The 17923-nt window shown below is 39.1% G+C and carries 16 protein-coding genes, 1 other RNA gene and 1 pseudogene; 15 read left to right on the forward strand and 3 right to left on the reverse strand.

All coding sequences use genetic code 11. The features are described 5' to 3' along the window. The 6 genes from groL to AC2JBO_RS32360 form a co-directional block, all read left to right on the forward strand. Window positions 1–1218, forward strand: a 1218-nt coding sequence (groL, locus tag AC2JBO_RS32335) for a chaperonin GroEL (protein WP_496957734.1), incomplete at its 5' end; no start/stop codon positions are given. Window positions 1219–1498: 280 nt separating this feature from the next. Then, window positions 1499–2668: a magnesium/cobalt transporter CorA gene (gene corA / locus AC2JBO_RS32340; RefSeq protein ID WP_496957735.1), complete on the forward strand. Its 1170-nt coding sequence runs from the start codon at window positions 1499–1501 to the stop codon at window positions 2666–2668. 142 nt (window positions 2669–2810) lie between these two features. Beyond that, the gene (locus AC2JBO_RS32345) at window positions 2811–3446 is read left to right on the forward strand and encodes a hypothetical protein (RefSeq protein ID WP_496957736.1); all 636 of its coding nucleotides are present in this window, start codon (window positions 2811–2813) and stop codon (window positions 3444–3446) included. 58 nt (window positions 3447–3504) lie between these two features. Further along, an RNA gene (gene rnpB / locus AC2JBO_RS32350) (RNase P RNA component class A) lies at window positions 3505–3952 on the forward strand. 32 nt (window positions 3953–3984) lie between these two features. Next, window positions 3985–4707 (forward strand): ribonuclease III, encoded by a 723-nt coding sequence (gene rnc / locus AC2JBO_RS32355; protein WP_496957737.1) that lies wholly within the window; start codon window positions 3985–3987, stop codon window positions 4705–4707. A gap of 380 nt (window positions 4708–5087) precedes the next feature. After that, on the forward strand, window positions 5088–6104 hold the full coding sequence (locus AC2JBO_RS32360; protein ID WP_496957738.1) for a Gfo/Idh/MocA family protein: 1017 nt from the start codon (window positions 5088–5090) through the stop codon (window positions 6102–6104). On the opposite strand, the gene AC2JBO_RS32365 is transcribed toward AC2JBO_RS32360, so the two are convergent. Then, on the reverse strand, window positions 6085–8055 hold the full coding sequence (locus AC2JBO_RS32365) for a sensor histidine kinase (protein WP_496957739.1): 1971 nt from the start codon (window positions 8053–8055) through the stop codon (window positions 6085–6087). The genes AC2JBO_RS32360 and AC2JBO_RS32365 overlap by 20 nt on opposite strands. Window positions 8056–8344: 289 nt before the next feature. Between AC2JBO_RS32365 and AC2JBO_RS32370 the strand changes: the two genes are divergently transcribed. From AC2JBO_RS32370 to AC2JBO_RS32400, 7 genes are all read left to right on the forward strand, one after another. Continuing rightward, window positions 8345–9079, forward strand: coding sequence for a RibD family protein (locus tag AC2JBO_RS32370; RefSeq protein WP_496957749.1), 735 nt, complete (start codon window positions 8345–8347; stop codon window positions 9077–9079). Between the two features lie 456 nt (window positions 9080–9535). After that, window positions 9536–10618, forward strand: coding sequence for a phosphoribosyltransferase-like anti-phage protein (locus AC2JBO_RS32375; protein ID WP_496957740.1), 1083 nt, complete (start codon window positions 9536–9538; stop codon window positions 10616–10618). Window positions 10619–10641: 23 nt separating this feature from the next. Further along, on the forward strand, window positions 10642–11577 hold the full coding sequence (locus tag AC2JBO_RS32380; protein WP_496957741.1) for an NADAR family anti-phage protein: 936 nt from the start codon (window positions 10642–10644) through the stop codon (window positions 11575–11577). Window positions 11578–11690: 113 nt separating this feature from the next. Continuing rightward, a complete protein-coding gene (locus AC2JBO_RS32385; protein WP_496957742.1) occupies window positions 11691–12269 on the forward strand; it encodes an acyl carrier protein phosphodiesterase in 579 nt (192 codons plus the stop codon). Between the two features lie 211 nt (window positions 12270–12480). Continuing rightward, window positions 12481–13683 (forward strand): GNAT family N-acetyltransferase, encoded by a 1203-nt coding sequence (locus AC2JBO_RS32390; RefSeq protein ID WP_496957743.1) that lies wholly within the window; start codon window positions 12481–12483, stop codon window positions 13681–13683. Window positions 13684–13862: 179 nt separating this feature from the next. After that, window positions 13863–14246 carry a DUF4346 domain-containing protein gene (locus AC2JBO_RS32395; protein ID WP_496957744.1) on the forward strand — a complete coding sequence of 128 codons (384 nt, stop codon included), beginning with the start codon at window positions 13863–13865 and terminating at the stop codon, window positions 14244–14246. Between the two features lie 26 nt (window positions 14247–14272). Then, complete coding sequence (locus tag AC2JBO_RS32400) at window positions 14273–14398, forward strand: hypothetical protein (protein WP_496957745.1); 126 nt, start codon at window positions 14273–14275, stop codon at window positions 14396–14398. Here the strand turns inward: AC2JBO_RS32400 and psb32 are convergent. After that, entirely contained in the window at window positions 14387–15127 is a 741-nt protein-coding gene (psb32, locus tag AC2JBO_RS32405; RefSeq protein ID WP_496957746.1) for a photosystem II repair protein Psb32, read from the reverse strand. The two genes, AC2JBO_RS32400 and psb32, sit on opposite strands and share 12 nt — an antisense overlap. Before the next feature lie 157 nt (window positions 15128–15284). On the opposite strand from psb32, the gene AC2JBO_RS32410 reads away from it, so the two are divergent. Continuing rightward, window positions 15285–16730, forward strand: a complete 1446-nt coding sequence (locus tag AC2JBO_RS32410) for a cellulase family glycosylhydrolase (RefSeq protein ID WP_496957747.1) — start codon at window positions 15285–15287, stop codon at window positions 16728–16730. Window positions 16731–16940: 210 nt separating this feature from the next. Here AC2JBO_RS32410 and AC2JBO_RS32415 read toward each other — a convergent pair whose 3' ends face one another. Continuing rightward, window positions 16941–17624, reverse strand: coding sequence for a DUF4351 domain-containing protein (locus AC2JBO_RS32415; protein WP_496957748.1), 684 nt, complete (start codon window positions 17622–17624; stop codon window positions 16941–16943). Between the two features lie 73 nt (window positions 17625–17697). On the opposite strand from AC2JBO_RS32415, the pseudogene AC2JBO_RS32420 reads away from it, so the two are divergent. Beyond that, window positions 17698–17923, forward strand: a pseudogene (locus tag AC2JBO_RS32420) (IS630-like element ISMae26 family transposase); the annotation flags it as partial.

Raw genomic sequence — 17923 nt, forward strand, 5'->3', positions numbered from 1 at the left:
GTCGGCGCCATGCTGAGTCAAGCGATGGAGCGAGTAACAAAAGATGGTGTAATAACCGTTGAAGAGTCAAAGTCACTCAACACCGAACTCGAAGTTGTTGAGGGGATGCAAATCGACAGAGGTTATATTTCCCCTTACTTTATTACAAATAATGACCGGATGACGGTTGAGTATGAAAATGCTCGTATCCTGATTACCGATAAAAAAATCAGCAGTATCCAAGATTTAGTGCCAGTCCTTGAGAAGGTCGCGCGTTTGGGTCAACCTTTATTAATTATCTCCGAAGATGTTGAGGGTGAAGCTTTAGCAACTTTGGTTGTGAACAAAGCCAGAGGTGTACTATCCGTTTGTGCGATAAAGGCGCCTGGTTTTGGCGAGCGTCGCAAAGCGATGTTAGAAGATATTGCAGTTCTAACCAAAGGACAATTGATTTCTGAAGAAATTGGTTTGAGCTTGGATACAGCCAGCTTAGAAATGCTTGGTACTGCTCGTAAAATCACTATTGACAAAGAAAGCACCACTATTGTTGCGGCTGGTGAAAATAGTGATGATGTTCAAAAGCGGATTGGGCAAATTCGTAGACAGCTTGAAGAAACTGACTCTGACTACGATAAAGAAAAGTTACAAGAGCGGATTGCGAAGTTAGCTGGTGGTGTTGCTGTAATTAAAGTCGGCGCCGCTACAGAGACCGAACTAAAAGACCGGAAATTACGGATTGAAGATGCATTAAATGCAACAAAGGCCGCAGTTGAAGAAGGTATTGTTCCTGGTGGTGGTACAACCTTAATTCATTTATCGAAGCAGGTGGAAAGCATCAAAAACAACTTGCACGATGATGAAAAAATCGGCGCTGAAATCGTTGCTCGCTCATTAGAGGCACCTTTACGTCAAATGGCAGATAACGCGGGTGCGGAAGGCTCGGTAATTGTAGCGCGCGTTCGCTCTTCTGAGTTCAACATCGGTTACAACGCTGCGACAGGTGAATTTGAAGACTTAATAGCTGCTGGTATTATCGACCCAGCTAAAGTAGTACGCTCCGCACTGCAAAATGCCTCTTCAATAGCGGGTATGGTTTTAACGACCGAAGCAATAGTCGTTGAAAAGCCTGAGAAGAAAGCTGCAATGCCAGACATGGGTGGCATGGGTGGCATGGGTGGTATGGGTGGCATGGGCGGTATGGGCGGTATGGGCGGTATGGGCGGTATGGGCATGATGTAATTTATCTGCCCCTTCCAAAACATAACCAAAACATAATCTTTACCGATGGTTGACTCCAATCAGCCCAACCAATATTAAAATTTTCAAAGCAGTTAGTCCTAACATTAAGACTAACTGCTTTTTATATAAGCTCGTTGTAAGGACTTCAGTCCTTCCACACCACTCATCCTACTGATATACATCTTTACTACATCCATCACAAATTATACTCAAAGAAAAAAGTGAGATAAATTAGTCTCCTGTACGCGCTAACCTTGCTTTATCAATAATGTAAAGAATCATGAAACTAAACTTACGCAATTCTTTGAGAAAGTTAACTCATAGACAAAATCAGGAAGAAGAGGATGACCTACAGGACTTTTATCATCACCCTGGAGAAGTACCAGGGCAAATCAACATACAGGATGATGCCGTGAAAACTCAAATTCGTTTAGTTGATTATAATGAAACGTGTTTAATAAATAAGAAAGACATTACACCCCAACAGTGCGGAGAATTTCTAGACACCGAATCTGTATCCTGGGTTGATGTACAAGGATTAGGCAGTCATGAGGTTATCCAAGATTTAGGTCGCGTCTTTGAGCTAAATAGTCTAGTTTTAGAAGATGTTGTAAACATGGCAGAGCGTCCTAAGACTGAAGATTATGAAGACCAGCTTGTAATTATTGCTCGAATGGTAATGGCGAAACCCAAGGGTTCTGGATTTTACAGCGAGCAAGTTAGCTTCGTTTTAGGTAAATATTATTTATTAACTATCCAAGAAGAACCTACGCGCGATTGTTTTGAGGCAGTGCGACATCGAATCAAATGCAATCGAGGTATAATTCGCAAGCACGGCGCCGATTATTTAGCTTATGCGCTGTTAGATTCGATTATTGATGGTTTTTTCCCAGTTTTAGAGCGATATGGAGAGAAAATCGAAGATTTAGAGCAAGAAGTAATACTCAAACCAACTCCAAGAACTTTGCAAAAAATCTATAAGATTCGGCGCCAACTTTTAAAATTGAGACGTGCAATATGGCCGCAACGAGATGTCATAAATAGTTTAATTCGAGATAGCGGTGAGTTAATTAGCGATGAAGTTCGGCTTTATTTACGCGACTGCTACGACCATTCGATCCAAGTAATAGATATGGTTGAAACCTACCGTGAACTCTCCTCTGGGTTGATGGACGTATATTTGTCAGCCGTAAGTAATAAAATGAACGAAATCATGAAATTTCTAACCGTGATGTCCTCGATTTTTATTCCTTTAACTTTTATTGCGGGCATTTATGGAATGAACTTTAATACCGAAAAATCTCCCCTGAATATGCCTGAATTGAATTGGTACTGGGGTTATCCTCTTTGTCTTGCATCAATGGGCGCTATCGCTATTACACTATTATTTTTATTTTGGCGCCGAGGCTGGCTAGATAATGCCTCCTCTCTGAAAGATGATAACCCTTGACAATGAGTCAAAAATATACGCTTATTATTCTCTTAGTTATCTTTTGTTATTCGGTGGGAGTTACAATTTAAACCTTATGCAAGACAATAACATCATAGTACTTACGTTCTATATAATCGGTATAGCTTATACTTTCAATCGAATGATTGAATCTATCGCCGAAAAAATAAATTTTACTTTTCAAAAAGCAGAAGTAGACCAGCAATTAAAAGAGCAAGAAATATTTGATGACGTGGGGATATCCTTCAAGCTTAGTCCAACGTATGAATTGACGGATTTGAAAGATATATTGATGTTTGTCGAAAACAAATCGAAAAATCTTGCTGTATATGTGGACTGGGATAATTGTTCGATAGTAATTAAGCATAGTAAACAATCGATGCGTGTGATTCGTAAATCACCAGATATCACGCGCGACTTAGCAGTGCCTCAAACACCTTCTTTGGTGGCGCCAGAAAAAACGCTCTCAATGGCAATAACGGCAGAAAACTCCTTCGAGCGCGATAAAGAGAAGGGGACTTATGCTGCGACGAAACCTATTGTTGATATTGCTGGTTTAGAAAAAAATCCGGTTAAAGCCAACCGAATTTTGTTCAAGAAATTTATGAACCAAGAAACGACGCTAGAATTTTCAATTCAACTGGTGCTTCGCGTCTCGGAGGTGCGTGTTGGTTTGGCGCCTGGTGTCAACAAGCCACCGATGTGTATAGTAAATTGTCCCTTCGTCATCCGTAAGCTTCCTTGGACTTACGCACTTCCTTGGAACAAGAAAAGATAAAAGTAAAAACGGGTAATTTTGCGAAGTTACCCAATCAAGGACTACACTAAATATTGAGAGAGTAGGCGAGGCGGTTGCAGATTCTTTTTATCGAGAGTCTGAGGAAAGTCCGGGCTTCCGAAAGACCAAACTTGCTGGGTAACTCCCAGTGCGTGCGAGCGTGAGGATAGTGCCACAGAAAAATACCGCCAAGAAAGTGCGCTCGTAGAAAGTCCTGAGTGCTGAGTAAAAATACTCATAACTCAGCACTCAGCACTATTTTGGTAAGGGTGCAAAGGTGCGGTAAGAGCGCACCAGCAGCATCGAGAGGTGCTGGCTCGGTAAACCCCGGTTGGAAGCAAGGTAGTGGGAGCTACGGTTGGTCTTTTACCAGTTCCCTTCGTAATAGCCGCTTGAGGCATTTGGTAACAAATGTCCCAGATAGATAACTGCCATCTAATATAGACATGCTATTCGTAGTATATTTATGGAAGATAACAGAACCCGGCTTATGTCCTGCTCTCTCTCAAAATTTTAGATTTTAGATTTTGGATTTTGGATGTCTGTAGCTTACCCCCGCCGCCAACGACAACTCGAAAATTTAGTGAATAAATTAGGTCTATCGGTAGATGCGCCAATTAAATGGAATCTGCTAGATATGGCATTGACTCATCCAACAGTATCAGAAACAGCAAATTACGAGCAATTAGAATTTGTTGGTGATGCAGTTGTACGTTTGGCAGCGGCTGTAGTTTTGTGGGAAAGTTATCCAGAATGCCGTGTAGGTGATTTTGCTGCAATTCGTTCGGTATTAGTCAGTGACCGTATTCTCGCTCAACTCGCGCGCTCTTACGGTTTGGAGTTATATTTACTCGTTGCTGGCAGCGCTACAACCGATAAAATTGGGCTTGAATCACGTCTTGCTGATGCATTTGAAGCTGTTCTCGGTGCCTTATATTTAAGTACTAGTACTCTTGAGCTAATTAGGCCTTGGCTTGACTCTCACTTTAAAGAACTTACAAATCAAATTCGTAAAGACCCCGCGCGTCTCAATTACAAAGCAGCGCTTCAGGAATGGACGCAAGCGCAATTTAAAGTGTTGCCTGAGTATAGAGTTATAGAAATTGAAGGAGCGCAGCATAACGAAGACCGTTTTAGTGCAGAAGTTTGGCTGCATGACCAAAAGCTCGGTCAAGGAAAAGGACGTTCGATCAAAGCTGCCGAACAAGCTGCGGCTAAAGTCGCATTTTTTGCACTAGATTCTCAGCAAAAAAATTCATAACTGGCAACGGATATAACGGATGAGTTACTGGTTGTTTGTGTGACTTGTAGTGGTTCGTGTCAATAGTTTTGGTGTGTTCTCTTCTCTTCTTTCTTCCTTTGTGTCCTTTGTGTCTTAGTGGTTCATTTTTCTTAACCACCCAAATTTAATGACACAAACCAGTAGTAGTCCATGTCATAAGTTTTGGTAGTATATAAAATAACCCGTAGGTTAGGCATCTTGCCTGACCTACGCACAGGCGAGACGCCTATGCTACAAACCACCCAAAATTAATGACACAGACCACTACTGCACAGGCGGGACACCTATGGTACAAGCAGTAGATTATTATGTATAATAAGGCACTAATGTATTAGTTATAAAGCGTAAAATATTAACTTATGATAAATAAAATTAATATTGCGGTAGTTGGAGTTGGACGTTGGGGAGTTCACTGGCTAAGAAATTTGTTAGAACATCCGCAAGCTAATTTGAAAGCAGTTGTTGACCCCAACCCAGAACGTCTAGAAAAAATTAAACTACAGTATAACTTAGATAAAAATGTTATATTGACGACCAGTGTTGAAACGTTACAGTATATGAACGAACTTGAAGCAGTAATAATTGCAACCCCAGCGGTGACTCATTACTCTTTAATTTCGGACGCTTTAAAATGGCGCCTGCATGTACTTGCCGAAAAACCATTGACTCTTGACTCAAGCGAATGTAAAGAATTGTGTCAGCTAGCAAATTCTCAACAGCGTATTTTGATGGTTGACCACACTTATTTATTCCATCCTGCTGTCGAACGCGGTAATTCGGTGATTAAATCAGGAAGTATTGGTGATTTACGCTACGGTTATGCAACTCGTACTCACTTAGGTCCAGTTCGTCAAGACGTTGATGCACTTTGGGATTTGGCAATTCATGATATCGCTATTTTTAATACTTGGTTAGGAGAATTTCCAGTCAAAGTCCAAGCAACAGGTATAGTTTGGCTGCAACAAAAGTCTGAGAAAGCTGATTTAGTTTGGGCAACGTTAACTTACCCAAGTGGTTTTGTCGCCTACATTCATTTATGCTGGCTAAACAACGATAAACAGCGGCGCCTCGGTGTTGTTGGTAGTAAAGGCAGTTTGATTTTTGATGAAATGTCACAGGCGCCGTTAACCTTGATCAACGGAGAATTTGAAGTTAAGGGAAATTTATATATCCCAGTCAACCAAAGCCAACAAGTGCTAGAACTTGAACCAGCCGAACCATTAAAGCAAGTTTGTAATCATTTCCTTCAATGTGTTCAAACTAATACTGAACCCCAAATATCTGATGGTGTTATGGGCACTTCCCTAGTCCAAATTCTAACTGCCCTAACGACATCGCTCAATTCCCAAGGAATCCCTATTGAGATAAATTACTAGTAATCGCCCTAGCTTTCCCAACTAACTCCTTTATATTCGGTGCGTCAGAAGGCGCCACTGGTGTTTCCGGAACTGTAACAATACTAGTATCAATTAATGGTAAGGTAACTTTGATAGTAGTGCCTTGATTTAGACCTGCACTTTCTAAAGTGATTGTACCTGACATCATTTCAATTAAGTTACGAGAAATTGCTAGCCCTAATCCTGTACCACCAAATTTACGATTATTGGCGCCTTCAACCATTACAAAAGGACGGAAAAGCTTATACTGCTGGTCTGGTTCGATACCAATACCAGTGTCCTTAACACTGAGTACTACCTGTGATTGATTTGTAATTTCACCTGTAAATTGGTCAGTAGAATCAATATCAACAGTAATTGTAATACTGCCTTCGTCTGTAAACTTTGTAGCATTACCAATTATATTTATCAGTACCTGTTTTAATTTGATTGCGTCTACTTTTACTGGTATAAAGTCTTCCAACTCTGGTATATTTAGCTGCAAACCCTTTTGCTGAATATTGACAGATTGTAAATTAATTACTTCTTTTAATATTTCTCGTAAGTCCATTATTTCTAAAGATACTGATAGCCTCCCTGCTTCAATTTTAGAAATATCGAGTAAATCATTAATTATCTCCAATAAATGTATAGCAGTTTCGTCCGCACGTTTGAGAAACTCTAGCTCTTCTTCTCTACTGTCACACAAACCTTCGCGTACAATTTTAACGCAGTTAATAATAGTATTGAGAGGATTTCTTAACTCATGAGAAGTCGTTGCTAAAAATTGACTTTTGACTTGGTTAGCTGTTTTCGCATCCTTCCAAGCAATATCAAGCTCCTCACCCCAAGTTTTAAGTCGCTCAACCATTTGATATACTGCTTGTGAGAGTTGGTTAAATTCGCGAATTTGAAAACGCGGAATATGCTGCTTTTGCATAAAATCTATATTCAGCGCATAATCACATAATTTTTCAACTGGACGTGCTAGGTAGCGCGCGACATATAGTGATGCAAGTAAACATGCAAAAACTAAACCCATTGTCAAGATAACTAAAATAATTTTAAGTTCTGTTAAGCCATATAAAGCATTATCTAAGGTAGTAACATCTAAAATAACCCATTTTTGACTTGGAGTTGAAATAGGGCTATCAATAGCTGTGTAACCTGCTAGGAGTTCTTCACCCTGCTTCTCAAAAAAGAACTGTAAACTGTCTTTTTTGCCAGATATAGCATTTTGAACAATCTTCTTTAACCTTGCAGCATCAGCATGTTGGGCAATATTAGTACCGACGCGCGCTTCGATAGGATGCGCTAAGATTGTTCCATCAGAGGAGATAACAACAGTTGCACCAGTTAATAGTCCTGGTTTGTTTCGGACTTTTTGCTGCAACTCAGATTGAATAGTCAGTGCATACCGCATATCACCACTGTCATCATACACAGGCGCCGAGAGAAGAAGTTGCAATTTATTTTGTGTTCCACGCTCGGAATTTTTGATGGCTTTAATGTAAACCTTCGGTGGAGTCACAATTTTAGCTCTAATCTCACTCGTTCGCTTGGTTTGCTGAATATCGTCTAATGGTTCGTCTCCGCAGGTACTAGAAATAACTTGATTTGTTTCCAAATCACTAAATTGAATACACTCAATGTTAGACAAACTTTCTTCAAGCTTACTAATAAATGGCTGAACTGCGGCGCCTTCACCGGAGCGAATAGTTGTAGTTTGAGTTGCGGTAAGTAGATTTGTTTTCAGACTCGCAATCGTATCAACTATTTTTTCGCCTTTGAGAATAGCACTTTCAGTCAAATTTTGACGCGCGGTTTCAAGTTGAGTATGACGTGCTTTTCTGAAGACGACAAATTCCCCCGTCAATAACACTGGAACCGACAGTAGCAAAATCTTAGAGAAAAGTAAGCGACGAAATGATAAAGGACGCGGTTTAGGCATCGGCAATCTCACTTAGCATATGCAAACCACAACAGCAAGACTATCTTAGCGCCATAAAAAAAGCTATTAAATTATAATTACAAAATAATTACAAAATAAACAACCTGATGGCACTTGATAATCTTGAGCATACATAATTACTATTGAAATTTGAGAGTAATTAACTCACATAACATTAATAGTAATCACACATTTGATACTATATTGGCAACAAGTAGATGCTTTGTACAGAGCTTTGATGCTCTTATATACCTTGTGTAGTAGTCTCACCACGGATGACAGCTTAAAAATGGTCGAACACCGTCCCTATATTACAGTAATTCTGGCAATGAGTGCTGATGGCAAAATTGCAGATTTTAAACGCTCACCTGCACGGTTTGGGTCAAAAGCTGATAAAGCGCATTTGGAAAGACAAATTGCCGCTGCGGACGCAGTGTTGTTCGGTGCTGGTACTTTACGCGCGTATGGTACAACGCTAACTGTATCACACCCCGATCTACTCCGACACAGAGAAAATTCGGGTAAAATTTTACAGCCGCTTCATATAGTTATTACAGAAACTGCAAACATAAATCCGGAAATTCGTTTTTTTAAACAACCAATTCGTCGCTGGTTACTCACAACGTACCAAGGAGCAAGCTTTTGGTGCCAACGTCCGGAATTTGAGCAAATTTTAGTTTTTAAAGATAATTTAAACTATTCTCAAGAAAAAATTAATCTTACAGCAGCACTTGAATATTTAGCAACATCTGGTATCGAAAAGCTCGCTGTATTAGGTGGTGGTCAACTTCTTGCTTCCATGCTTGAATTAAACCTCATCGATGACCTTTGGCTAACCGTCTGTCCACTTTTACTAGGCAGTACCTTAGCACCAACACCAGTAGAAGGCGCCGGATTTACAGAAAAGATGGCGCCGCGTCTAGAGCTACTAGAAGTAAAAACAGTAGAACAAGAAGTCTTCCTACATTACCGTATTAAGCCAAGCAATCAACCAGAAAACAATATTACAAATCAACAAAAATAAGCGACTCCCAAAAGTATAATTTTCCCAGAAATATAATTTTCCCAGAAGTGGAATGGGCATCCTTGCCCGTTCCAAACATGAGAGCCAGACACCTACCCTGTTTATATAGTAGTCCTACATGATTTGTGAAAAATGCCGTTCCGGTAGAGACGCTTAAGTATCGTGTCTCTACAACATGTAAATTTTACAAATGATTTAGATAGAGCTTTATTTCTACCGACCGATATTAGTATAAATACTTTGAACCAATATACATATTATTGCTAAATAATAATTTGAGATGACTGCGAATTTTTACGGATGACTTTTAAATACACGTGTAAATAGAATGATGCAAATAACATACTAAATGCTACTCATTAAATCATTAATGTGGAGCTTGCTATGACTTTTTAAACATTAAGTTAAAAGTCAAGACGCTAAATCAAAATTAAATGACTTTTTCAAAACGTAAATATGCTAATTTATACTTATAAAAACGTGCTTAATAAACGAGAAACTTTACTACAATCTATCGCAACAATTATAATCGACTATCGACAAGGTGAAATTCCGAATATTAGTTCAAATCATGTAGATAAATGGGTAAAGCAGTTTGAAAGGTTTGGTTTTGATACAGATGCTCAAATAATCATCCTTGAGCAAATGAATAATATTTTAGGTAAATACTATTTTTCTCGCATCCAAGCTCAAGAGTTTCTTACTAAAGTTTTTACTTCTGAAAAAGTATTTGGAAGTACCCCTGAAGAAACAATAAATAACGCAAAGTTTCTGAATATTCAAACTGTAGGAAGTAGTCAAAATGACATATTAAGGTTATCAAGACAAATTATTCTTGACGAATATAAAATTAATCTTGAAAATTGTGGTCAATCACCAGTTGCATATATTTATTTAGATGATTGTTTATTTTCTGGTAATAGACTAAGACGCGACATTGATTCTTGGATAACTAATGCTGTCAAAGGAACAACTTTACACCTAATATTTTTTGCGTATCATACTGATGGATATGAGTACTCAAAAAGAATAATTGAACAAAAAGCTCAATCCTATGGTGTTACTGTAAAATTCTGGCGCCAACATAAATTTCATAACCGTCGATGGGAACCAGAAAAATTTGATTGTTTTTGGACGCAGGAGTGTCTAGAAGATGACTTGACTAATAAGTATATTCAAGAGGTCAATCAACGTCGTCAGAATCTTAACAAAGCGATATCACCGCTGTTTCGTCCGAATGATATGCCAATTGAAGATAGTATATTCTCTTCAGCTATCGGTCGTCAAATTATCGATTCTGCATTTCTAAGAGCAGGTAGTTATATAGTGTCACTACCTAAAAACCCAAATCAAAGTATGCGACCATTGGGATATGATTATTTAGAAACATTAGGATTTGGTGCGTTATTCGTAACATATCGTAATATTGCCAATAACTGCCCTCTAGCTTTATGGTGGGGTGATGCGAATCAACCTTACCCATTGAATGAGTGGTATCCATTGTTTCCTAGAATCGTAAATAATACGTTAAATTGGTAAGTATAAACTTTAATATTACAACAATGATAAAACATCCAGAAGTCAGAACATATAATAAAACAACCTGTATTACTTTCCGTAAAACCAATGAAAGATTTGGCGGATTATCTAATATGGCAGGTGGATATCCACTTTTGATCAACGATATTAATATTCGGACTTCCGAAGCAATTTATCAAGCCTGCCGTTTTCCTCATCTACCAGAAGTACAAAAGCTGATAATTGCAGAAAAGAGTCCGATGACTGCCAAAATGGTAAGTAAACCTTATCGAGATAATTCTCGACCAGATTGGGATATTGTTCGTACAAAGGTTATGCGATGGTGCTTACAAGTAAAACTTATTCAAAATTGGGATAAATTTAGTACTCTTCTATTAGAAACCGAAGACTTGCCAATTGTTGAAGATTCGAGGAAAGATGATTTTTGGGGAGCTAAACTTCAAGACGAGATTACCCTTACAGGTGCCAATGTTCTTGGAAGACTACTAATGCAATTAAGACAGCAGATAAAAAACCAAGATATGACATCGCAAACTATTGTAATGCCTTTATCGATTCCAAATTTCTTATTATATGGAGAAAAAATAAATCCAGTATTATCAAATTATGAAGAATCTTTAAAACAAATTATAAATTTTTCAAATAGCACTAAACAAAATACTAAAATTATTATAGAACCCGTTCAAGTAGATGCGGCTAACAATAATTTAGACCAAGTAGTTTTACACGAAACCAGTTTAACTGAATTCAATGCTTTTCACATCATGCTGCCACACATTGAAAACTTATTAAAAGATGAACGTACAGATAAAGAGCTAGCCAAAATCTTAGATGTTCCTGTAAAATTGATGCGAGATTGGTTAAATCGTGCAGTTACACTAGGTAAAGTCAAGAAGCTGTCTAAGCCTATTAGGTATGTTGTAGAACATCAATTACCATTGTTTAATAATAGTTTTTAAGAGACTGATACATTACATAAAGCAAGTTGGATAGGCGCCTATATTTAGGATAAAGAGAATATAACTGCTATAATAAATATACAACTGGTGTATTTATTATTTAAGATTGACACATGAACTGGCTAGCGCATCTATTTTTGTCAAAACCAGACATTGAGAGTCGATTAGGTAATTTACTAGCTGATTTAGTAAAGGGAGTAGAGCGCGACAATTTAAGTGATAATATCAAAACTGGTATAAAATATCATCAGGAAGTAGATTATTTTACTGACTCAAATATAATAGTTCATCGTAGTAAACAGCGAATCAGTCCAGCGTATAGACGATTTGCTGGTATATTAGTAGACGGGTTTTATGACCATTTTCTAGCTAAAAACTGGTCTGTATACTCAAATCAGCCTTTAGAAAAGTTTACAGCAGAGGTATACGAATCATTTCGAGCGTACCCAAAAGCGCTACCACGTTATGCAAGTGAAGTTATTACACGGATGGCAAACGAAGACTGGTTAGGAAGCTATCGTAATTTAACAGGTATCGAGTACTTACTAAGCAGGTTATCACACAGATTTTCCCAGCGTCGAAACAAAATATTTCATTTAGAACCAGCTATCAACGAACTAACAGATAATTACACCGATTTAGAAAACGATTTTTTCGAGTTTTTTCCAGAATTGTTAAAGCACGTAAAATAAGAAAACTTAGCCACAACCATAAGCTGGTGCGTGACGCTACAAGCTGGTGCGTGACGCTACAAGTCTTATAACTACGTTCAAATATTTTCGTAGCGTCACGCACCCTACAGTTCAAGAATTTTCCTGCAAATTTAAGTAAATTTAGATTAAGTTAAGTAAAGTATCATGTGCGGTCAAAGGTTCAGTTTGGTGAAGTAGTGAGAATCTTGCAATGTTTGAACAAGTAAAGCCCAGCTATTCAGTCACTTGGACTAACAAAATTGCCGAAGTACCGCAAGCTGCTTGGGATGCTTTGGCTATGCCATTGAAAACGCCGTTTTTGGAGTGGGAATGGCTCAATAACTTGGAGGTGTCGGGTAGTGCAACGGGACGTAATGGTTGGTTGCCAAACCATCTGACAATTTGGCGCCACAAAACGTTAATCGGTGCCGCTGCATTATACCTCAAAGGGCATAGCTATGGTGAATTTGTATTTGACCACCAGTGGGCTGATTTAGCGCAGCGTATTGGTGTAGAGTATTATCCAAAACTGTTGGGAATGACACCGTTTACACCAGCAGAAGGATATCGATTTTTGATAGACAAGGGTGAAGATGAAGAAGAAATTACGGGTATAATGCTGCATGAAATCGATAAATACTGCAAAAAGCACCGCATTGCTACCTGCAATTTCTTGTATGTTGACCCAGAATGGCGCCCAATTCTCGAACGACAAGGTTTTACTACTTGGTTACATCATAGTTTTGTGTGGCAAAATCTTGGTTTCAACACATTTGATGATTATTTAGGAGTATTTAACGCAAACCAGCGTCGCAATATCAAACGCGAACGTAAAGCAGTCGAAAATGCAGGTTTGCGCTTAAAACCTGTAACAGGTGATGATATACCCCAATCATTATTTCCGTTGATGTACGAGTTTTATGCTGACACCTGCGACAAATTTGGCTGGTGGGGTAGTAAATATTTGACGAAGCGGTTTTTTGAGTCGCTACACAATAACTATCGACATCGCGTCTTGTTTATGCCAGCTTACACCGAGCAAGAGGGCAGTAAACCTGTAGGTATGTCATTTTGCTTGTATAAAGGTGATAGACTATATGGCCGCTACTGGGGGAGCTTTCAGGAAATAGACTGTTTACACTTCGATGCTTGCTACTATGCACCTATTGAATGGGGTATTTCTCAAGGTATCCAACTGTTTGACCCGGGTGCTGGTGGGCGCCATAAAAAGCGTCGTGGTTTTCCGGCAATGCCCAATTATAGCTTACACCGCTTCTACAACGCGCGCTTACAGCAAATTCTACGTCCTTACATTAGCGAGGTGAACCAACTCGAACAGCGGGAAATGGACGCTATTAACGCGGAATTACCCTTTAACCAAAAAAATCCACAGCAAATACAACAAAATGCATAATTTTTGATTTTGTAACTTCGTTTATTAAGTATATTAGGTGTAATATCGAATGAATAAAGCAAATATTCTTTAATAGCAGTCTGGTTAATTGTCCATAGGTCGTAGAGACGTTACACGTAACGTCTCTACAACAAAAAAAACCTGACTGCTTGTTCCAGCTTTTTTGTTGAGGGGAGTTTATGGATTTGACATTAGAAGATTTAGCAGCAATTGACGACAAACTCTCACAACGGCATATAGATTTAGACCCAGTAGGTTACTTTATTATCTATTTAGACCGGGATGCTGGGTTGATTTGCGCCAAGCACTATACAAACATTATCAACGAAAGTGGTTTAGCAGTTGACCCCGAAACCGGAGAAGTTATTCCCGCACGCGGTAAAGTCGAACGTACTCACACAACTCTTTACACTGGTAGAACCGCTAAAGAACTTTGTGTCAAACTTTTAGAACAAACTCAACCATGTCCAGTCACGATGTTCGACCATGCTGCATACCTCGGTCGAGAATTTGTACGCGCGCAAGCAGCGCTGCTTAGTGGCAAAGAGTATGTGCAAGATTAAAAAGAGTAGAAAGTGCTGAGTGCTGAGTGCTGAGTAAAATTTATGACTTAATACTCAGCACTCAGCACTCAATACTCAGCACTCAATACTCAGCACTCAGCACTCAATACTCAGCACTCAGCACTCAATACTCAGCACTCTTAACTGTCTGAGGATGGTGGTTGGTTAACTAGGTACAAGTAATATGTTGCCATCGGGATAACGGTGGCAGCAATTAATAGTCCAACTACCCAAGCAGTTGCATTGCCTCTCTCTTTTTCGGTTTCTTCAGCATCTTTGAAAGTGCCTTCGACTTGGACATCTTCTACAATTGCTGGGGGACCTGGGTCGGGTTGACCAGAAAGCACGGCAACTAAACGGTTACTAGCATCAAGAAAGGCTTGATTATATTTATTACCATCCCGCAACGGCGCCAGGAATGTCTCGAACGCGACACTTTTAGCTGTATCATCAGACATTACTGATTTGACTTTTTCACCAGTCACAATTGCGATACCGTTACTAACGGTGTCTATCATCATAATCGTTTGGTTAGCTTGTGCTTCCTTGTCAGGGAACCATTTATCTAATAATGCAACAGTGAAACTTTCAGGGGTTTCACCGTAATCTAAACGGTGGACAGTAACAAATCTGACTTCATTACCAGTTTGCTTGGCGAGGTCAGTAAACGCAGTACTAATTTTACTTTCACTAGTACGGCTTATAACATCACCTTCATCGACAACCCAAGTGTCTGGCGCCAAATTAGGAAGTTCAAACACACTCGTAGCGAAAGCAGGGGTAGCAAATAATGAAACCGCAAAAAATAAGGTAATTAGCGGCAGAATAATTGCGTGGACATGCTTCCGTAACTTTTTGACATCGTTGAGGAGCTTTTGCATCTGATATAACCAAAACACAGACTTCCACCAAAAATACTACACAATTCGGTGTTCTGTGTCACTTTTGGTCGATGTAATGAAAAATAGCTGTTGTGTATCAAAATAAGTAATATCATTTTTCTGTCCGCATAACACACTCCCCAAAGCGATGACTAGTATGGCTATCAAAACTCCACTTTCAACAAAAGGGTCGCACATAGTAGATGCCAATGGTAATGCTGTTAGCTTGCGAGGAGTCAACTGGTTTGGTATCGAGACTGAAGTGCATGTCCCACATGGTCTGTGGAAGCGAGACTATAAAGATATGCTGCGTCAAATCAAAAGTTTGGGGTATAATATTATCCGTTTGCCCTATTCAGTTCAAGCATTACGTTCTTCTGATATTAGCGCTGTAGATTTTAGTATTGGCGCCAATCGGGATTTGCAAAATAAAACACCAATACAGGTGATGGATATTATTATCCAAGAAGCTGCAAATTCGGGGCTATTAATCATGCTTGATAGTCATAGATTAAATGACTCAACGATTCCCGAATTATGGTATGGTGATGGCTTTACTGAAGCAGACTGGATAGACACATGGAAAATGCTGGCTAATCGCTATCGAAATCAAATCAATATTGTAGCTGCTGATTTGAAAAACGAACCGCATGGACGGGCAAGTTGGGGAACAGGAGATTTAACGACCGACTGGAGACTAGCAGCAGAACGTTGTGGTAACGCGATTTTAACAATTAATCCAAATTGGCTAATTGTAGTCGAAGGGGTTGAAAAAAACGTACCAAACCAAAAGTTGTCTGGACATTGGTGGGGAGGTAACTTAGAAGGTGTTATAAATAATCCTGTACGTTTAATCGTTGACAATAAAGTCGTTTACTCTCCTCATGAATACGGGCAAGGTGTAGCAGACCAACCTTGGTTTAGTGAACCAAGCTTTCCCCAAAATCTTTACACTCGTTGGGATAAAGGCTTTTATTACATTGCTGCAAATGAAATTGCGCCAGTTTTAATCGGAGAATTCGGTGGTAAACTTATAGATACTGCTTCTAACGAAGGAATTTGGCAGCGTCAGCTTATTGATTTCATTAAACAAAGAAATCTATCTTTTACTTACTGGTGTTGGAATCCAAATAGTGGTGATACAGCAGGTATATTATTAGACAACTGGCTTAATATCAATACCGCAAAACAAGAACTCCTCGCAACTTTACTTACTCCCGAACCTTCAATTCCGGCGCCAACTCCAACTCCAACTCCAACTCCAACTCCAACTCCAACTCCAACTCCAACTCCGGCGCCAGAAGAGGTACAACTAACAGTCGAAGTCGTTATCCAAGCAGATTGGAATGCGGGATTTTGTATTAACTTCCGCGTTACAAATAAAGGTACAATTGCTACTAAAAATTGGAAACTCAACTTTAAAATAAATCAAGCCAAAATACTACAAACTTGGAATGCAAGTTATACAATTAAAGGATTAGTATATGAAGCAACACCCGTAGACTGGGCGAAAATAATTCAACCAGGAAAAACAGTAGAAATTGGGTACTGTGCCGACAAATTAGGAGTAGACTATAAGCCAACACAAATCATCGTATTGTAGGGTGCGTAACAGCTTGAATAAACAAGCATTTAAACTCAAATCATAATAGCTTTTACGCACCATCTTTATTTAATAAGCTTGAAGTCGCAATGAATAATTGTGATAATAAACTCACTCCGAAGCGCAAACGGCGCCTAAATATGTAAAGTGAGGACGGGTTTACAATAATTGTTCGTGTTCGTTATAAATTATTGATTAACCCACCCTTAATTAAACGCGCGCGAGCCAGTTTTTTAAATCTGTAATTGAATTAAAATCTAACAGTGCTTCTCCTAATTCTTCTAAACGTTTTGTAGAAAGACCTTGAATACGTTCCTGCTGACTTTGACTTAAGTTTCCAAAACGGCGTTGAAGCAGGCGCAGAACTAGCGATGCAGCTTCACTTTGTCTACCTTCTTCCCTACCAAGTTCTCTACCTTCTTCCCTACCAAGTTCTCTACCTTCTTCCCTACCAAGTTCTCTACCGAGTTCTTTACCCTGCTCTAGACCTTTTTCCATCCAGCTAGTAACAATTTCCATAACTTGCTCCTTTTGGTTTGTTTCTATGGTAGCAATTTGCTGATTAAACACTTCTTCTTCCTCTGTATTTAGTTTAAGATATGTATCGATAAATACAGATATTTGTTCAACTTGTGCGGGGTTGAGACCTAATGAGCTAAGTAACTGTAGTGAGATTAACTTTACCGTTGGACGTTCTACAGCATCCATCTGCATTTTAGACATCAAAGCACTCGCTACAGGGTTTTGCTTATTTGCGAAGTCTTGCCAGTTGAGTTGATTTAACTGAACTACTTCATAATCAAACTGCACTACATTCTTACCTCCGATACTGATGTTGAATTGTGATGGTTGTTTAGTCAACGGTACATCATGAGAGTAAATTACGATTGGCAATATTGGAATTCCATATACAGCGGATTGCAGGTAAATGAGGTACAATAAGGAGTGGTGTGCATCAACAAACATAATGAAGGCTTACTCAACCGACTTTCGAGAAAAAATAGTCAAAGCTTATGAACAAGGCAATACTTCGGTCAGGAAGGTTGCCTCTAGATTCGATGTAAGCAAAAGCTTTGTACAGAAATTGCTTGAAATGAAGAAGACCGAGGGTCATGTAGAGCCACGGAAGCAAGGTGGAGGAATGAGGAGTGAGTTGGACTTTTATCAAATCCAGCTAGTTGAGATGGTAGAAA

It is taken from the genome of Calothrix sp. CBUCES-K 9914 (assembly GCF_059640475.1).